Annotated in this window: 17 protein-coding genes; 9 read left to right on the forward strand and 8 right to left on the reverse strand. The window is 67.8% G+C overall.

The features are described from left to right. The first annotated feature begins 40 nt into the window (after window positions 1–40). Window positions 41–1,939, forward strand: a complete 1,899-nt coding sequence (locus tag BN996_RS01345; protein ID WP_089776835.1) for an ABC transporter ATP-binding protein — start codon at window positions 41–43, stop codon at window positions 1,937–1,939. Between the two features lie 96 nt (window positions 1,940–2,035). Here the strand turns inward: BN996_RS01345 and BN996_RS01350 are convergent, their stop codons facing one another. The 4 genes from BN996_RS01350 to BN996_RS01365 all read right to left on the reverse strand — a co-directional run bounded on the left by BN996_RS01350 (window position 2,036) and on the right by BN996_RS01365 (window position 5,846). Continuing rightward, window positions 2,036–3,091, reverse strand: a complete 1,056-nt coding sequence (locus tag BN996_RS01350; RefSeq protein WP_089776836.1) for a hypothetical protein — start codon at window positions 3,089–3,091, stop codon at window positions 2,036–2,038. After that, a complete protein-coding gene (locus BN996_RS01355) occupies window positions 3,078–3,977 on the reverse strand; it encodes a S49 family peptidase (protein WP_089776837.1) in 900 nt (299 codons plus the stop codon). Before BN996_RS01355 ends, BN996_RS01350 begins: the two co-directional genes overlap by 14 nt. 142 nt (window positions 3,978–4,119) lie before the next feature. Continuing rightward, complete coding sequence (locus BN996_RS01360; protein ID WP_089776838.1) at window positions 4,120–4,896, reverse strand: ABC transporter permease; 777 nt, start codon at window positions 4,894–4,896, stop codon at window positions 4,120–4,122. Continuing rightward, complete coding sequence (locus tag BN996_RS01365; RefSeq protein ID WP_089776839.1) at window positions 4,893–5,846, reverse strand: ABC transporter ATP-binding protein; 954 nt, start codon at window positions 5,844–5,846, stop codon at window positions 4,893–4,895. Before BN996_RS01365 ends, BN996_RS01360 begins: the two co-directional genes overlap by 4 nt. Before the next feature lie 348 nt (window positions 5,847–6,194). Between BN996_RS01365 and BN996_RS01370 the strand changes: the two genes are divergently transcribed. The 5 genes from BN996_RS01370 to BN996_RS01390 all read left to right on the forward strand — a co-directional run bounded on the left by BN996_RS01370 (window position 6,195) and on the right by BN996_RS01390 (window position 10,305). Next, the gene (locus tag BN996_RS01370; protein ID WP_007276079.1) at window positions 6,195–6,449 is read left to right on the forward strand and encodes a hypothetical protein; all 255 of its coding nucleotides are present in this window, start codon (window positions 6,195–6,197) and stop codon (window positions 6,447–6,449) included. Then, a complete protein-coding gene (aceA, locus tag BN996_RS01375) occupies window positions 6,446–7,483 on the forward strand; it encodes an isocitrate lyase (protein WP_008577906.1) in 1,038 nt (345 codons plus the stop codon). The genes BN996_RS01370 and aceA overlap by 4 nt, the downstream gene beginning before the upstream one ends. Continuing rightward, window positions 7,476–8,777, forward strand: coding sequence for a malate synthase AceB (gene aceB, locus BN996_RS01380; protein ID WP_089776840.1), 1,302 nt, complete (start codon window positions 7,476–7,478; stop codon window positions 8,775–8,777). The genes aceA and aceB overlap by 8 nt, the downstream gene beginning before the upstream one ends. 210 nt (window positions 8,778–8,987) lie before the next feature. After that, window positions 8,988–9,569, forward strand: a complete 582-nt coding sequence (locus BN996_RS01385; RefSeq protein WP_089776841.1) for a DUF4112 domain-containing protein — start codon at window positions 8,988–8,990, stop codon at window positions 9,567–9,569. A gap of 100 nt (window positions 9,570–9,669) precedes the next feature. Further along, window positions 9,670–10,305, forward strand: a complete 636-nt coding sequence (locus BN996_RS01390; RefSeq protein WP_089776842.1) for a twin-arginine translocation signal domain-containing protein — start codon at window positions 9,670–9,672, stop codon at window positions 10,303–10,305. Window positions 10,306–10,443: 138 nt separating this feature from the next. Here BN996_RS01390 and BN996_RS01395 read toward each other — a convergent pair whose 3' ends face one another. Further along, complete coding sequence (locus BN996_RS01395; RefSeq protein WP_089776843.1) at window positions 10,444–11,421, reverse strand: DMT family transporter; 978 nt, start codon at window positions 11,419–11,421, stop codon at window positions 10,444–10,446. 193 nt (window positions 11,422–11,614) lie between these two features. Here BN996_RS01395 and BN996_RS01400 point away from each other — a divergent pair, with 193 nt between their 5' ends. Beyond that, window positions 11,615–12,898: a tRNA pseudouridine(54/55) synthase Pus10 gene (locus tag BN996_RS01400; RefSeq protein WP_089776844.1), complete on the forward strand. Its 1,284-nt coding sequence runs from the start codon at window positions 11,615–11,617 to the stop codon at window positions 12,896–12,898. Between the two features lie 77 nt (window positions 12,899–12,975). Next, window positions 12,976–13,623 (forward strand): ribonuclease HII, encoded by a 648-nt coding sequence (rnhB, locus tag BN996_RS01405; protein WP_089776845.1) that lies wholly within the window; start codon window positions 12,976–12,978, stop codon window positions 13,621–13,623. A 69-nt stretch (window positions 13,624–13,692) separates the two neighbouring features. Here the strand turns inward: rnhB and BN996_RS01410 are convergent, their stop codons facing one another. The 3 genes from BN996_RS01410 to secF form a co-directional block, all read right to left on the reverse strand. Further along, a complete protein-coding gene (locus BN996_RS01410; protein ID WP_042663510.1) occupies window positions 13,693–13,920 on the reverse strand; it encodes a DUF7511 domain-containing protein in 228 nt (75 codons plus the stop codon). 295 nt (window positions 13,921–14,215) lie between these two features. Beyond that, window positions 14,216–15,787 carry a preprotein translocase subunit SecD gene (gene secD, locus BN996_RS01415; RefSeq protein WP_089776846.1) on the reverse strand — a complete coding sequence of 524 codons (1,572 nt, stop codon included), beginning with the start codon at window positions 15,785–15,787 and terminating at the stop codon, window positions 14,216–14,218. Continuing rightward, window positions 15,784–16,647 (reverse strand): protein translocase subunit SecF, encoded by an 864-nt coding sequence (secF, locus tag BN996_RS01420; RefSeq protein WP_089776847.1) that lies wholly within the window; start codon window positions 16,645–16,647, stop codon window positions 15,784–15,786. The genes secD and secF overlap by 4 nt, the downstream gene beginning before the upstream one ends. Window positions 16,648–16,774: 127 nt before the next feature. Here secF and BN996_RS01425 point away from each other — a divergent pair, with 127 nt between their 5' ends. Beyond that, on the forward strand, window positions 16,775–17,116 hold the full coding sequence (locus BN996_RS01425) for a DUF7968 family protein (protein WP_089776848.1): 342 nt from the start codon (window positions 16,775–16,777) through the stop codon (window positions 17,114–17,116). The last annotated feature ends 8 nt before the right edge of the window (window positions 17,117–17,124 follow it).

Here is a 17,124-nt window from a genome sequence, read left to right on the forward strand (position 1 = left end):
TTACCTCGGGTAAGTGAGCCTCCAATCCGGGCGCGACCCGATGGTCCGCCTGTTCGCCGAATACGGACGCGAGAACCTCGCGTGGTTCGTCGTCGGGCTACTGGCGAGCGTCCTCGGACGACTCGTCGCTATCGTGCCGGCGCTCGTCCTCGGGGTCGCCATCGACGCGGTGTTCTTCCGGAACACGGCGTACGCCCTGCCGTTGGTCCCGTCGTCGTGGCTCCCGACGACCGTCGCCGAGCAGTTCTGGCTGAGTTTCTGGCTCGTCATCGGGGCGTTCGTCGGCGGCGTCGCGCTCTCGTGGGTGCAGGGGCTCGGCCTCGCGGTCTACTCGAACCGCGTCCAGCACGCCGTCCGCGTCGATACCTACGACGCGCTCCAGCGCCTCGACATGGCCTTCTTCGACGACAAACAGACCGGGCAGGTGCTGTCGATTCTCGACGGCGACGTGCGAAACCTGCGGACGTTCCTCGACAGCACGCTCTCGGGCGGCCTCCAGTTGGTCGTCGCCGTCGTCGGCATCGCGGGCGTGCTGTTCTACCTGAACGCCCAGCTCGCGGTCGTCACGCTCGTGGCCGTCCCGCTTTTGGCCGTCTTCACCGTCTGGTTCATGCGGACGATTCGGCCGCTGTACCGCGCGCTCCGCGAGAGCGTCGGCGCGCTCAACACCCGCATCGAGAACAACGTCTCGGGGATGGAGGTCATCAAGGCCTCGGCGACCGAGGAGTACGAGACCGACCGCGTCGCCGACGCCTCCATGGACTACTACCGGCGCGCCCTCGCGGTCGTCAGGCTCGACTACCTCTACCAGCCGTCGATGGAACTCCTCGCTGGCGTCGCGTTCGCCGCCACGTTCGCCATCGGCGGCGTCTGGCTCATCTTCGGCCCGCCCGCGCCCTTCACCGGCGACCTGCTCGTCGGCGAGTTCGTCACGTTCCTGTTCATGACCCAGCGGTTCATCGACCCGCTGTCCGGCGCGGGCCGCATCGTCAACTCCTACGAGAACGCCCGCGCCTCGGGCGAGCGCATCTTCGGACTGGCCGACCGCGAGGCCGTCGTCCGCGACGCGCCCGACGCCGAGTCCCTTGACGTCGTCGCCGGTCGAATCGAGTTCGACGGCGTGTCGTTCGCCTACGCGACCGGCCGCGAGGTGCTCCGCGACGTCTCGTTCGCGGCCGAGCCGGGCGAAACCGTCGCGCTCGTCGGCCCCACCGGCGCGGGAAAATCCACCGTCGCGAAGCTCCTCCTCAGGCTCTACGAACCCACGAACGGGGCGGTCCGCGTGGACGGCCGCGACGTGCGCGACGTGCGCATCAGAGACCTCCGCGAGGCCATCGGCTACGTGAGTCAGGACGTGTACCTCTTCGACGGCACGGTCAGGGAGAACCTCCTGTACGGGGCGTTCGACGCGACCGAGTCGGAGATGGTCGCGGCCGCGAGAGCCGCCGAGGCCCACGAGTTCGTCTCGCGGCTCCCCGAGGGCTACGACACCCGCATCGGCGAGCGCGGCGTGAAGCTCTCGGGCGGCCAGCGCCAGCGACTCTCCATCGCCCGCGCGATGCTCCAAGACCCGCGGATTCTCGTCCTCGACGAGGCGACCAGCGCCGTCGACACGGAGACCGAACTGCTCATCCAGCGCGCGCTCGACCGGCTCTCGGCGGGCCGGACGACGCTCGTCATCGCCCACCGGCTCTCGACGATTCGCCGCGCCGACGCCATCGTCGTCCTCGACGAGGGCGAGGTCGTCGAGTCCGGAACCCACGACGAACTCGTCGAACTCGGCGGCCTCTACGCGACGCTCTGGGGGATTCAGGCCGGCGACGTGTCGGGCGTCTCCGCGGACATCCTCGCGCGGCTGGTCGAGCGAAGCCGCGCGGCCGACGCGGCCGACTCGGACCGCATCGCCGACAGGGTCGCCGACGGCGGCGACGACGCCTAACGGGGGCTTAGCCGTCGCTCGGAGTCGAGTGAGAAAAAAGTCGAGTCCGGGACGAGAGAGCCGGCCGCCGGCTTCGGTCGCGTCGGGGCGACGCAGTTACGCCGGCGTGGGCGTGGTTCCTTGGGTGGGTGCTGAGCCCGTTGTCGAACCGGGTGCTGACCCCGTCGCTGAACCGGCCGGACCGCCGGCTTCGGGCGTGGCCGGTTCGGGCGCGCCGGCCGCCTTGTCGCCGGAGACGAGGAAGTCCGCGAGGTTGCCGACGAGCACCTCGTTGTCGGCCTCGTAGGCCGACTCGGGCGCGAGGAAGTCGGCGTCGCCGATGGCGACGACCGTCTCGCTCTGGGCGGCGACCGTGTACGGACCCGTCTTCCGAATCGACTCGACGCGGGTCTCGCCGCCGGAGACGAGCGCCGGCGAGACGCCGTCTGCCGAGACCGAAAGCGGCGCGGCGTCGCGGAACACGACCTCGTCGACGCCCTCGGTCAGGGCGGTGTCGCCCTCGGGCGTGGCGTAGACGTTCTCGTAGTTGAGGTAGTAGTCGTGCATGTTGTACAGCGACGAGGAGCCGAACGTGACCCCGTAGTCGGAGGTCAGTCCGGCGTCGCCGCCGGTGGCCCCGGACGATACCGAGACGGTGACGAGCCCGAGGATGCTCGTCGTGCCCGCGGACTGCGGGTCGCCGACGAGGGCGACGCGGCCGCCGGCGTCTTCGAACTTCCGGACACCGGCGAGCTGGCCGCTGGTGTACGGCTGTTCGGGGTTGACGACGACGAAGGCGTCGGCCTGACGGAGCGAGGCGTTGAAGTTCCGCTGGGCGTCCTCACGGGTGAGGTACTTCACCTGGTGGCCGTTGGCGACGAGGGCGTCGACGAGCGGTTGCACGTCGGACTCGCTCACGTCGTTGCCGTGGGCCACGTCGATGAGGACGGTCTTCGGTGCCGCGTTCGAGTCCATCGTCACCTCGCCAGACTCGGGGCCGGGCGTGGCGACGAGTTCGTCCGCGTCGAACGCCTGTTTGGCGGCGTTTTGGGTGTCTGTCGAGTCGCTGCCGCCGAGTTGGACGGCGTAGGGTGCCACCGCGGCCCCGACCAAGATGAGGCCGAGCGCGACCGCGAAGACGACCGTCCCGCTGAGTACGTTACGCTGAGACATTAGCGATCACCTCGTCTTCGTACTGCACCTGTCCGTACACCATCAGGAACTGCGGCGCGCGAACGCCGTCGTAGCCGATGGGACTCTCGTCGATGACGACCGTCGAGTTACCGCTCTGGGAGCTGAGAAGGATGATACCGGACCGGGTCGGCGGGTCCTTCTCGACGACCTCGTAGTTTTCGAGGCCGGCCTCGGAGGCGGCGCGGTCGATGGCCGTCTGGAGCGTGCCGATGTCGTCGGCGTAGCCGTTCTGCGTGGCGCGAGCGCCGGTGTAGACCTTCGCGTAGGCGACCTCCTCGCGCGACAGCGAGAGGTCGTCGCCGCGGTGCTCCATGACGCTGCCGACGAAGGCGTGTTTCAGCGTCTCAATCTGGGCTTCGCGCTGGTCGACGGTCATCGACGCCTTGTCCGGGCCGGTGCGAATCTCGTTGGACGTGCCGCCGATGGGGGCCGACCCGCGGACGCCGACGCTCCCGATGACCGACGAAGGCGTCACGTAGATGCTCTCGGAGGGGAGCATCGTGTAGTACGCCCCTGACGCGCCCGTGCCTTGGACGCTCGAAACGACGGGCATCTCTTGGGCGGTCCGATTGACCGCCATGTACATCCGCTCTGAGGCGGCCGCGGAGCCGCCGGGGCTGTCGACCTTCAGGACGACCGCCTTTACCGATTCGTTCTCTCGCGCTTCGTGGAGGTCCTCTTCCAGCTGGTCAGCTGTGTAGGAGGTGATGGTCCCGTCGACCGAGATGACCGCGACCCTGTCTGGGGTGGGCGCGGCCGCGTCGTAGACGACGGGGGCGAGGAATGCTCCAACCAGGACGGCCGCGACGAGGGCGAGGACCGAGACGGTCCGCGTCGACGCCGCGGAGGAGGGTTTTGATACCATACTGCGGACGAGAGTTCTAGAGCCGGTGTCAAAATAGTTGTCATTGGAAAAGACAGTCTTTCGGACACGACTGTCGGCACGCGTCGGGGTCGTGAGTGAAGCCGCGACGCCGAGACACCGAAAAACGGGAGTCGTGACCGACTCAGTCGGTCAGTCCGTAGCCGCGACGGAACAGCACGACGTTGAGGCCGACGACGGCGAGCGTGAGCGCCGTCAGCACGCCGAGAGACAGGTTCGGGTCCACCTCGGTGACGCCGAGAAAGCCGTAGCGGACGCCGTTGACCATGTACACCATCGGGTTGAGGAGCGACGCCTGCTGGAAGGTCTCGGGAATCTCGTTGAGCGAGTAGAAGACGCCGCCGAAGAACACCAGCGGGCGGAGGATGAACTGGTTCATCATCGTCAGGTCGTCGAAGTCGTCGGCCCAGAGGCCGCCGACCACGCCGAGGCCCGCGAAAAGCAGGGTGATGACGAGCATGAACGCGACCAGATAGAACGGTTGGGCGACGCCGACGGACGTGAAGAACGCGCCGATGAGGGCGACGAGCGCGCCGACGAGCACCCCGCGGGTCGCACTGGAGAGGACGTACGCGCCGACCATCGAGGAGTACGAAAGCGGCGAGGTGAGCGCCTCCTCGATGTAGCGGTTCCAGCGGCCGTGGAAGATGGAAAACGAGGCGTTCTCGAAGGCGTTGGAGACGGCTCCGAGGACGATGAGGCCGGGGAGGATAAACAGGATGTACGGGACGCCCGCGATTTCGTTGATGCGCTCGCCGAGGATGACGCCGAACACGGAGAAGTACAGCACGTTCGTGATAAACGGCGGGACGAACGTGTTTCGCGGACGGCGGACGAACCGGAGCACCTCGCGGCGAAGCAGGGCGTAAAAGCCGGTCACGTCGAGGCTCGCGAGGCTCATTGCTCGACCTCCGCGGTGGCGCGGCCCTCGCCCTGTCTCGTCATCTCGACGAACACCTCTTCGAGCGACGTGCGGGAGATTTCGAGGTCGACGATTTCGTGGCCCTGCCGGTCGAGCGCCTGCACCACGTCGGGGGCGACGAGGCCGCCCTGTTGCGCCGTCACGACGAGGCGAGCCCCATCGAGTTCGACCGCGTCGACGCGGTCGTCGTCGGCGGCGAAGTCGGGCACCGCCGTCGGCGGGTCGCGGAGTTGGACGACGATGTCGTCGGTGCCGCGGTCCATCAGTTCCTCGGGGCTGGCGACCTCGATGACGGAGCCGGAGTCGAGGATGGCGACCTCGTCGCAGAGGCGTTCGGCCTCCTCGATGTAGTGGGTCGTGAGCAGGATGGTCGTCCCGCTGTCGTTGAGGTCGACGATGGTCTCCCAGAGTTCGTGGCGCAGTTGCACGTCGACCCCGGCGGTCGGCTCGTCGAGGATGAGCAGGTCGGGGTCGGTGATGAGCGCCCGCGCGAGCATGAAGCGGCGTTTCATCCCGCCGGAGAGCCAGTCGAAGCGGGTGTCGCGCTTGTCGTAGATGCCGACGCGCTTGAGCACCTCGTCGGCGCGCTCGCGGGCCTCGTCGTGCGGAATCCCGTGGTAGCCCGCCTTGTGTTCGAGCACTTCGCGGATGGGGAAAAAGCGGTCCACGTTGAACTCCTGCGGCGCGAGGCCGATACGGTCGCGGGCCTCGCGGTAGTCGTCTTCCACGTCGTAACCGAAGACGCTCGCTTTCCCGCCGGTCTTGCGGACGAGGCCGACGAGGATGTTGATGAACGTCGTCTTCCCCGCCCCGTTCGGCCCCAACAGCCCGAAGAACGACCCCTCCGGAACGTCGAGGTCGACGCCGTCGAGGGCGCGGACGTCGCCGTAGGACTTCGTCAGGTCGCGTATCTCAATCGCGGATGCCATTCGTTGGTGCGTCGTCGGGCGTGGACGCGATTAAGCGTAGTGTCCGCGGAACGCCCCGTCACGGCGTGGCACGGCCGGTCGCCGGGCGGGGCCGAAGACGCTCTGAGTCCGCACGGAGAGCCCAGATGTGTTACCACGTGTCAAATTAAGGCCTAATATCCGTCCGTACAGAACTAAGTCATTAACTAATATTATCATTATCAATCATTAACTATTAATAGTTCTCGGCAGTCGAACCGGGTGAGGAGACATCCGATGGTAGTATCCGCAGCACACCACGCGACCGACCGCTCGACGACCGCGATACGAACCGACCGCTACCGACCGCCGACACCACCGACGTAACCGATGACAGACCGCGACAACACGACCCGAACCGACACGACGACCCGCACGCCGACCACCCCTCGCTCGACGACGACTCGTCCCCGCGCCGCGCGGCGCTACCCCAACAACGAGGAGAACATGGACGCGCCGCTCGTCCCATTCATCCGACAACCGGGCGAGGACGACGAGATGACGACCATCCGGCGCGAACTCGCCGCGCTCCGCGCCCAACTGAACCGCATCGAGCGAACGATGCAGTCCACCGACACCCAATGAACCCGACCGAACTCGACAGCGACGTCTTCGCACAGGATGTTGACAACCAGAAGGCCCGCGAACTGCGGGAGATGCTGAACACGCAGGACTTCGTGTTCGCGCCCGGCATGTACCACGCGCTCGACGCCCGCCTCGCCGAGATGACGGGCCACGACGCCGCCTACATGTCCGGCTACTCGACGGTCCTCGGGCAGTTCGGCTTCCCCGACTTGGAGATGGTCACGATGACCGAGATGGTCGAGAACGCAAAGCGAATGGTCGAGGCGACGAACCTCCCGGTCATCGCCGACTGCGACACGGGCTACGGCGGCATCCACAACGTCCGCCGCGCCGTCCGCGAGTACGAGAAGGCCGGCGTCGCCGCCGTCCACATCGAAGACCAGACGACGCCCAAGCGCTGTGGCCACATCGCCGGCAAGCAGATCGTCTCCCGCGAGAAGGCCAAGGCTCGCTTCGAGGCGGCCGTCGACGCCAAGCAGTCGGAGGACACGGTCGTCATCGCCCGCACCGACGCCTACGGCTCCTCGAACGGCGACTGGGACGAACACGTCGAGCGGGGCCGCATCTACGCCGACGCCGGCGTCGACATCGTCTGGCCCGAGATGCCGAACCCCTCACGGGAGGACGCCGTCGCCTACGCCGAGGAGATTCACGAGACCCACCCGGACCTGAAGCTCGCGTTCAACTACTCGTCGTCGTTCGCGTGGTCCGAAGAGGAGGACCCGCTGACGTTCCAGGAGCTGGGCGACCTCGGCTACAAGTACATCTTCATCACGCTGTTCGGCCTCCACTCGGGCGCGCACGCCGTCTACGAGGACTTCAAGAAGCTCGCCGAACGGGACGAGGAAGGCCAGTTCGACCTCGAACAGCGCTACCTCGACCACCCGACCGAGAGCCACCACGAGCTGTCGTTCGTCTCGCGGTACCAGGACATCGAGACGCAGTTCGACCCCGAGGCGCGCCGGCGCATCGAGGAGTCCGAAGGGTTCAGCGAGGAGCAGGCCGACCCCATCACGAGCAACGACGATGACTGAGCGCAGACACGACCGCGAGTTCGTGCGGACGTTCTTCACCTCGCCGACGGCCGTCGAGGGCGAAGACGACTCCGCGAAGATGCTCCGACGGGCGGCCGGCCTCCGCGGGATGCAAGCGCCCGACGTGTGGGTCCCCGACAACGAGGACGCCACCGCGCCGTCGATGCGCGACGAGGGTGCCGAGAACATCGTCGAGGTTATCTCCGAACACGGAGCCGACTTCCCCGGCGAGATTCACCCCCGGATGGTCTGGCACCGCGACAGCCCCGAAACCCGGTATCAGGGCTTCCAGCACATGCTCGACGTCACCGACCCCGAGCGGGGCGCGGTCGAGCACATCGACGGCTTCGTCATCCCCGAGGTCGGCGGCATCGACGACTGGAAAAAGGCCGACGAGTGCTTCACCATCGTCGAGAACGAGCACGGACTCGACGAGGGGAGCCTCGCCATGTCGGTCATCATCGAGAGCGGCGCGGCCGAACTCGCCATGGGCGACCTCCGCGACGAGATGGGCAAGCCGACGAACAACCTCGAACGGCTGTTCCTCCTCGTCGACGGCGAGGTCGACTACACGAAGGACATGCGCGCCATGACGCCGACGGGCGAACTCCCGGCGTGGCCGGAGCTTCGACACAACACCTCTCGCGGGGCCAGCGCCGCCGGTTGTATCGCCGTCGACGGACCCTACGACGACATCCGCGACGTGGAGGGCTACCGCGAGCGCATGACCGAGAATCAGGCGAAGGGGATGCTCGGCATCTGGTCGCTCACCCCCGGGCAGGTCGTCGAGGCCAACACATCGCCGCTCCCGCCGAAGACCGGCAGTTGGCTCCTCGACGCGGGCGGCGAGGAGGTCGAACTCGCGTCCGAGGACGGCGTCGAGGTGTACGACGGCGACCGCCTCTCGCTCGAACCCACCGACGGCGGCTACGAACTCCGCGTCGGCGGCGACGCGCGGGAGCTCACCGCGGACGAACTCCGCGAGGAACTGCTGGGCCTGACCTCGTACGTCCCGAGCATGGACGACATCGTCGACTCCATGGAGGAGTTCGAGGCGGCCAAGGAGGCCGGCCGCGGCGCGATCGCCATGACGCAGTCCGCGACGCTCCGCATCGGCGGCACCGAAATGGACATCGCCAAGGACCGCATGTGGGACGAAGCGACCTATCAGGCCGCGATGACGCCCATCAGCCTGTTCCAAGACGTGTACGAACACCGCCCGGACCAACACGAGGAGTTGGAGGAGCGCTACGGCGCGGGCGTCGTCAAGCGCGCGATGGAGGTGGGCCTCTGAGCGCGGGCACCGACCACAGGGGGTCCGCCGTCGGCCCCGCGTCCGGCTTGGTCAGACGACGGCGTCCGGTTTCGTAGCTCTACGACGCGCTCGCCCGAACCGCGGGGGCGACGCGCCTCGCCCTTTTCGGCAGTCCCGCGCGGTCCGCTTCGACTCGACAGGCCTCCGGCCGACGCTATTCTCAAGGTCCGCCCGCGCGAGTTGACACGCGTGAACGATTCGAGGAACACCCCGGCGACGCCCGCGGCGGCGAGCGACGGCGACAGCGGCGCTGACGACCCGCTGAGACCCGACGCAGTCGTCGACTTCGAGTCGGCGGGCGTCGGCGACGAAGAGACCCTCGCGCGGCTCCGCGCGGTGAGCTTCTACCTCGACGAGGCGTTCGAGGTTCCGGGGACGAACTACCGCGTCGGCCTCGACCCGATACTGGGGCTCGTCCCGGGAATCGGCGACGCGACGGCCTCGGCGCTCTCGGCGTACATCCTCGTCGAGGCCGCGATGCTCGGCGTCCCGCGGGCGACGCTCGCGCGGATGCTCGGCAACGTCGTCCTCGACGCGACCGTCGGGTCGCTCCCGCTCGTCGGCGACGTGTTCGACGCGGCGTGGAAGGCGAACGCCCGGAACGTCCGGCTGTTGGAAGCCCGATACGACGACGCCTCTCCCGCGGCCGCGGCGGCCGACCGGCGCTTCCTCTTGGCCGCGGTCGCCGTCATCACTCTCCTACTCGTCGCGCTCGGCGCGGCCACGGTGCTCGTCGCCCTGTGGGTGTTCGGACAAGTTGGACTATTGTAATTACCCGATAGACGAACTGTGGGAACCAGTCGTGTGAGTCGTTATCCATCCCCAAACTGTAAACTACAAGACATATATACTAGCTTGCAAACCGTGGCGTATGGAACGACGTACCTTCCTGAAGAGCGTCGCCGCGACGGGAGCCCTCCTCACCACCGCCGGTTGTATGGGCGGTGGCTCCGAGTCACAGCCGACCGCGGGTAACGAGACGGGTAACGGTACCGGCGGGGAGACGACGACCGAGGCCGAACCGGCCGAGGTTCCGGACCCCGAACTCACCTTCCGCACGAACAGCGGCGTCCTCCGCGTCGTCCACATGGGCGGCGAGAAGATCACCGCCGACGAGACGAGCGAGGTCTACGTCGCCGTCGACGACGAGCGCGCCACGACGTGGGTCGACGACAGCGAAGAGACCGAAGACTTCCCCGTCTCGGTCGGTAACTTCCAGAAAATCGAGTCCGCGGAGACCGGTTCGACGGTCGAAGTCGTCTGGGTCGGCACCGAGGGTGCCGAGGAAGTCCTCGCGACCCACGAAGTCGCCGCCGAGGGGACCGCGACCACGACGACTGCGAACGAGACGACCACAAACGAAACGACGACGAACGGGACGACTACGACGACGTCCACGAACGAGACCGCGATGAACGAGACGGCGACGACGACGACCGCCACCAACGAGACGGTCACGACGTCCGACGAGACGACCACGTCGTCGGGCAACGAGACCAGCAACTGAGCAACGCGACTGACGCCGGCGCGGACACCGGCGTCGGACGCGGCGGGACTTTTTTCGACTCGAACGGGGTTCGATATTCGCGCGGCCACGCCCGAAGCGACGGGACCGCGACCCCCCGCGGGCCGGGGTGGGACGGACTCAGTCGTCGGTCGGCAGGGCGTCCGAGTCGGTCGCCGGTTCGGGCGCGACGAGGCCGGCGCGGACGCCGAAGCGACGAGCCAGCGGGCCGAGCGCGTCGCGCTTCATGAACGCGAAGCCGAGGAGGATGAGCGCGAAGCCGGAGACGGTGACGGGGCCGATGCGCTCGCCGAGGAACGCCCAGCCTGAAACGGCGGCGACGACCGGCGTGACGTAGTTGACGAGGCTGATTTCGACAGCGCCGATGCGGTCGAGCAGGACGAAGTAGGCGATGAAGCCGACGGCGCTGCACAGCACGGCCAAAAAGAGCAGCGCGGCGACGACGAGCGGTGACCACGCCACGCTCGCGAGGCCGGGTTCGCCGAGGACGGGGCTCGTGACGTGGAGCATGCCCGCGCCGAGGAGCATCATCCACGCCTGCATCGCGACGACGGGCGGATTTCCGGGGAGGCGCTTGACGAGCACCGAGCCGAACGCCCACGCCGCGGCGGCGAGAAACAGCAGGACGACGCCGAGGAGTTGGCCGCCGACCGACCCCGAGGCGAGGGCGATGACCACCGTTCCGGCCAGCCCCAGCAGGACGCCGAGGAAGCCGAACGCGTCGAGGCGCTCCTCGGGCAGCATCGGCCACGCGAAAAACGGCGTGAGGACGGGCGCGAGGCTGATGACGATGGCCGAGACGCCGCTCGTCACGTACCGCTGGCCGGAGAACAGAAGCGAGAAGTGCGCGCCGATGAGGAGCGCGCCGCCGACGAAGACGACGAGCCACTCGTCGCGGCCGCGGGGTCGCCAGTCCTCCGCCGCGAGCAGGCCGTAGACGAACAGCACGACGCCGGCCACGTCGTACCGGAGGGCGGCGAACAGCACGGGCGGGAGGGCGTCGAGACCGACCTCGATGGCCATGAAGGAGGTCCCCCAGAGGACCGCGATGGTCGAAAACAGTGCGAGCGTCCGATTCGTTTGCGTATTGAGAGACACGAGATATCGACCGGAGAGCCGGGTGTTGAAGCGGCTACCACGCCGCCGTACATCAAATTTCTCGGAGCCGAGATAGCACTCCACTCGGGACGTGTTGACAAACAGCGCTGTTCTGAGGTCTGTCGCCAAGCCGTGCCGCGACGACCCGACGAACAAAGTAAGCTAGTTACGCGCGCCCCGATAGAGACCGACCATGAGCATCCTTGAGGACGCGCGAGCGCTCGCCGAGAGCGGGCCGGTCTGCGACGCCTGTCTGGGCCGGGCCTTCGCCGAGCGCAGTTTCGGGCTGACGAACGCCGAGCGAGGCAAGTCGCTCCGGGTCGCCGCCGCCCTCGACGACGACGAGCCGTACGAGGCCGTCGAGACCGAGGACTGCTGGGTCTGCGAGGGGGCCTGCGCCGAGTTCGACGACTGGGCGGAACGCTGTGCAGAGGCCATCGAGGACGTTGAGGTCGAGACGTATCAGGTCGGCACCCGCGCGCCGCCGCTCGTCGAGGAGAACGAACTGCTCCTCCGCGAGGGCGCGGGCCTGCCCGAGGACGCCGGCGAACTGTTCAAATCCGAGTTCAACCGCGAGGTCGGAAAGCGGGTGGGCCGGCTCACCGGCACCGAGGTGGACTTCACCCGCCCGGACGTGCAGTTCCTCCTCGACATCGAGGCCGACACCGTCGAGGCGCAGCTCAACTCCGCGTTCGTCTACGGGCGCTACCGGAAGCTCGCCCGCGATATCCCGCAGACCGAGTGGCCATGCCGCGAGTGCGACGGCTCGGGCTACAAGGGCAAAGAGCCGTGCGACTACTGCGGCGGCTCCGGCTACCTCTACGAGGACAGCGTCGAGGGCTTCGTCGCCCCCGTCGTGACGGACGTGATGGACGGCGTCGACGCGAAGTTCCACGGCGCGGGCCGCGAGGACGTGGACGCGCTCATGCTCGGCACCGGCCGGCCGTTCGTGGTCGAAATCATGGAGCCGCGTCGCCGCAGTATCGACGTGGAACAGCTCGAAGGCGACATCAACGCGATGGCCGACGGCGAAATCGAAGTCGAGGGGCTTCGGCTCGCCACCTACGACATGGTCGAGCGCGTGAAGAAACTCGACGCGAGCAAGGAGTACCGCGCCGCCGTCGAGTTCGACGACGACGTGACCGACGAGGACCTGCAGGCCGCGCTTGACGAACTCACCGGCGCGACCATCGAGCAGTACACCCCGCACCGCGTCGACCACCGCCGCGCGAGCATCACCCGCACCCGCCACGTCTACGACGCCACCGGCGACCTCGAAGACGCGCGCCACGCGACCGTCGAAATCCACGGCGAGGGCGGCCTCTACATCAAGGAACTGGTCTCCGGCGACGAGGGCCGAACCAACCCGAGCCTCGCCGGCATCCTCGACACGGGCGCGGTCGTCACCGCGCTCGACGTCATCGCGGTCGAAGGCGAGGACGAACCGTTCGAGGACGACGAGTTCTTCAAGGACTGAAACGAGACCCCGGGACCTCCCACGGGCGTCGTCGCGGACCGCAACCTCTAATTCTCCACCCCAAGACCCGACCAGATATGCACATCGGCGTCGACGAGGCCGGAAAGGGACCCGTGTTGGGTCCGATGGTCGCCACGGCGGTCCGGGCGGACCCCGACGCCCTCCCGGACGGAATCGCCGACTCGAAGCGACTCGCTCCCGAGCGGCGCGAGGAACTCGCCGCGACACTCCGGGAGCGCGACGACATCGACGTCGGCGTCGCGTTCGTCGAACCGGAGACCATCGACGACCCCGAGACGGACATGAACCTGCTGACCGTCCGGGCGCAGGTCGAGGCGGCCGCCGACGTCGCCGTCGAAGCCGACGAGCTCGTCTGCGACGCGGGCGACGTGAACGAGTCCAGATTCGGCCGCCGCGTCCGCGAGGGGCTGGCCGAGTCGGGCGTCGAAGTCGAGGTCCACGCCCAGCACCGCGCGGACGACGAACACGCCATCGTCGGCGCGGCGAGCGTCGTGGCGAAGGTCGAACGCGACCGGCGGGTCGAGGCCATCGCCGACGAGTACGGCGAGGTGGGAAGCGGCTACCCGAGCGACGGAACCACCCGCGAGTTCCTGCGGGAGTACGTCCGCGAACACGGAATCCTGCCGGACTGCGCGCGGAAGTCGTGGTCCACCTGCGCCGACCTCATGGCCGCCCACGAACAGTCGTCGCTGGGGGACTTCTGAGGCGTCGCGGGACCGGCGGTCGAAAAAGTGGAGGGTCGGGGTGGTTCGAAAACGGGTCGCTGAGCGGGGCTACCGCATCTCGGCGAGCGCGACGTACCCGCCTTCCTGCGCGGAGAGCCACGTCGTCAGCAACTCGTCTTCGGAGAGTCCTGCGGGGAAGATGGTGCACTCGTCAGGTGCGTCGTCGTACGGGGCGACGATGGCGACGAACTCCTCGTCGTCCCCGGCGGACCGCCGCGAGGCGTCCGGCCGGGTCGTCGCGTCCGTCTCGTCGTGTCGAACTGTCGTGTCGTCCATGAGTGGAGTGCGTGCACCGTGATTACCGACGGGCGGCGGTTGCTTGGTTGCCGCTTCAAGCAGTGTTTTATAGGCAGTCTATATGATTCTATCGGCGACTACTCCCCGGCGGGGACGATCGAAACCGCCGCCGTCTCTCGATTCTGAAATTGGGAACAGTCGGTCGGGTACGGGGGTATCAACTGCGAGAATCGCCGAGGCTACCCGAGCGTGCGGAATCGGCGGTTCGCAGTGCCCGAGGTCGGAGTCGTACCGGACGGGAGAAAGAGACGCGTCGGCCGGAGTGGGGTCGGCCTCAGCGGTCCTCGGTCAGGAGGAGTCGGAGGATGTCACCGTACGCCGGGCGGGTGACGAGCACGCCGACGATGACGCCGAGGATGGTGAAGATGGCGAAGCCCTGCAGGTCGCCGAGCGAGAGCACGGCGAGCGGGCTCATGGCGATGATGGTCGTCGCGGCGGCCGCGCCGATGACCCAGAAGGCCCGGCGGAACCGCGACTGGAAGACCTTGCGCGAGGTCACGGAGCCCTCGGCCATCACCTCGTCGGCGATGATGATGAGGTCGTCCACCCCGGTCCCGATGACGGCGATGAAGCCGGCGATGACAGAGAGGTCCAGCGGGTAGCCGATGGCGGCGGCGAACCCGAGGAGGATGTACACCTCCGAGAGGCCGGTGACGATCATCGGCAGGGCGACCTGCGGTTTGCCGTAGCGGACGAAGACGACGCCGGCGACCGCGAGCACCGCGATGATACCCGTGATGAGCGAGTCGAACTTGAAGCTCTCACCCTGGCTCGGGGAGATGTACGACGAGGTGCCGCTGTCCTCGCCCGAGAGGTCGAGGCTGGCCGGCAGCGCGCCGGCGCGGAGGTTGATGGCGATTTCCTGTGCCTCGGACGTGTTGCGCGTCTGGAGCTGGAAGCTCGGCGCGCCGGCCCACTCGCCGGCCCGCATGGAGTCCGCGAGTCCGGGGCTCATCCCGAAGGCGTTGACGACCTCGCCGTTGACGACGAGGAGGAGACAGCCCTCGGTCGTGTTCTCGCCGCCGTCTTCCATGTAGGTACACCGCGTCCCGCCGGGTTGGGCGAGGCCGGTATCCTGAACTGCCGTCTGGAACTCCGGTGCGGGCTCGTCGCGGACGGAGACGGGGACGAACGCCCCGCTTCCCGTCTGGGACTCCTGTGCGGTCCCGATGGAGGTGAAGTCGGCCTGCGTCAGGACGGCCTCGCGCGTCTCGTAGGTCCGCGTGCCGTTCTGCGAGGTCGGGTAGTAGATGTCGATCTGGACCGTCCCGCGCTCGCCGACGAGGTCGACGACGTCGGACTGGTCGCGGTTGGGGACCTCGACGAGGACGAAGTGCTCGCCCGTCGCCGTGGTCACCTGCTGGACCGTCCCGCCGGAGAGGCCGGCCTCGTTGATCTTCGACTGGAGGACGCGGACCGTCTCGGCTCGGGTCGTCGCGGTGACGCCGTCTCTGACCTCGCCGTGGCCGTAGCCAGCGGCGTCGAGCGCGGCGCTCAGGTCGTCGGTCGTGACGTTCTCGATGGTCGCTTCGACCGTGTTGGACTCCGCGCCAGTGCGTGCGATGACGTCAGCGGCGTCGGCGCCCGCTATCTGGGCGGCGACCTCCCGTTCGACGACGCGCTCGGAGTCGCCGTTGAACTCGACGTCCTCGGCGGTGACGCCGACGAGCGGCGCGCGAATGCGCGTCCCGCCGTCGAGTTGGAGACCGAACTGGAGGTTCGTCGCGCTGTCGTCCTCGCCGACCGGGGACTGGTTGCCCATCGTCGGCGAGAAGAGGGCGAACGTCGAAAACAGGATGGCCACGACGAGGAAGATGACCCGCCAGTTGTCGCGGAGCGTGCTCATCGGGCCACCCCCTCGAACTTGTACCAGCGAAGGAGGGTCACGTTCAGCATGTAGGTGTTCATCAGGTCGGCGGTGAGACCGAACACGAGGACCGTGCCGATGGCGGCGAGCAGTTGAATCCCGAACAGCGTCGCCGTGATGGTCATGACGATCATCGCCGCGATGGACGTGAGCGTCATGGTCACGCCGGTCCGCATGGCGCGCGCGGTGGACTCGTAGAAGTCACCGGAGCGCCGGAGGACGTGGTTGTTCAGGAGGATGTCCGAGTCCACCGAGTACCCGATGAGCATCAGGAGGGCCGCGACGGTCCCCAGCGACAGTTCGATGCCGAAGAGGTTCATCAGCGCCACCGGGATGACGATGTCGGAGAACGCCGAGAGGACGACCGCGATGGAGGGGACAAAGGAGCGGAACATGGCGAACACGAGGACGCTCATGCCCGCGAAGGCGACCGCGAGGCCGCCGAGGGCGAGCAGTTGCGTCTCGCCGCCGAAGTTGGCCGACACGGCGTCGATAGACCTGACTTCGAAGCCGGCGTCTTCGGCCTGCGTCTGGAGTTCGCTCGACGTCGCGCTCCCCGACTGGAACGTCACGACGTACGTCCCGTCGGCCGCGACGGAGCGAATCGACTCGGGCTGGCTGTCGAAGGCCGCGGCGACCTCGCTTTGCGGGGCATCCGTTGCGATGCGGAGTTCGGTACCGCCGGTGAAGTCGACGCCCGGATTCACCGGCGCACCAGTCGCGACGTACCACCCTCCGATGACCAGTAGGGCCACCGCGAGGACCGCGAGGGGGACGGCCGCGAGTTGGCGATTCGTGTACCGGGTGTAGTCTACCTCCGGTACCGTAAACTCAACCATGGGTTGCGGTCCTGAGCGGTGCGGAATAAGGTTTCTTATCCGCGGACGGTTTCGGCCGCGGCGCGGTCTGGCGAGCGCCCGACGAACCCGCGACAGGCCCATAGTCGTTGGCCGACAATCGTGAACTATGACGACCGACCAGACGGCGACCCGCGTGGTCGTCTCCTTTCCCGACGAACTCAGCGCGTGGGGCCGCGACCAGCTGACCACGGACCATTTCGTGACCTACCTGCGGCGGGTCCACGGGGACGCCGCGCCGGGCGACGAGTGGGAGGAGTTCCTCGACGTGGGCTGTTGCGGCGACGCGCTGACGCTGACGCTCCGCGTGGAGGAACTCGACCCGGCGGGCGCGACCCGCATCGGCGGGGAGACGACGGTCGAGTTCGTCGAGCGCGAGGGGAGCGTCCACGGCGGGTGGTGCGTCCAGAGCGCGGACGGTCCCGTCTCCTCGACCGGAAAACAGCGGTAGCGGGAGCG

This window comes from Haloferax massiliensis, assembly GCF_001368915.1.
Taxonomy (GTDB): domain Archaea; phylum Halobacteriota; class Halobacteria; order Halobacteriales; family Haloferacaceae; genus Haloferax; species Haloferax massiliensis.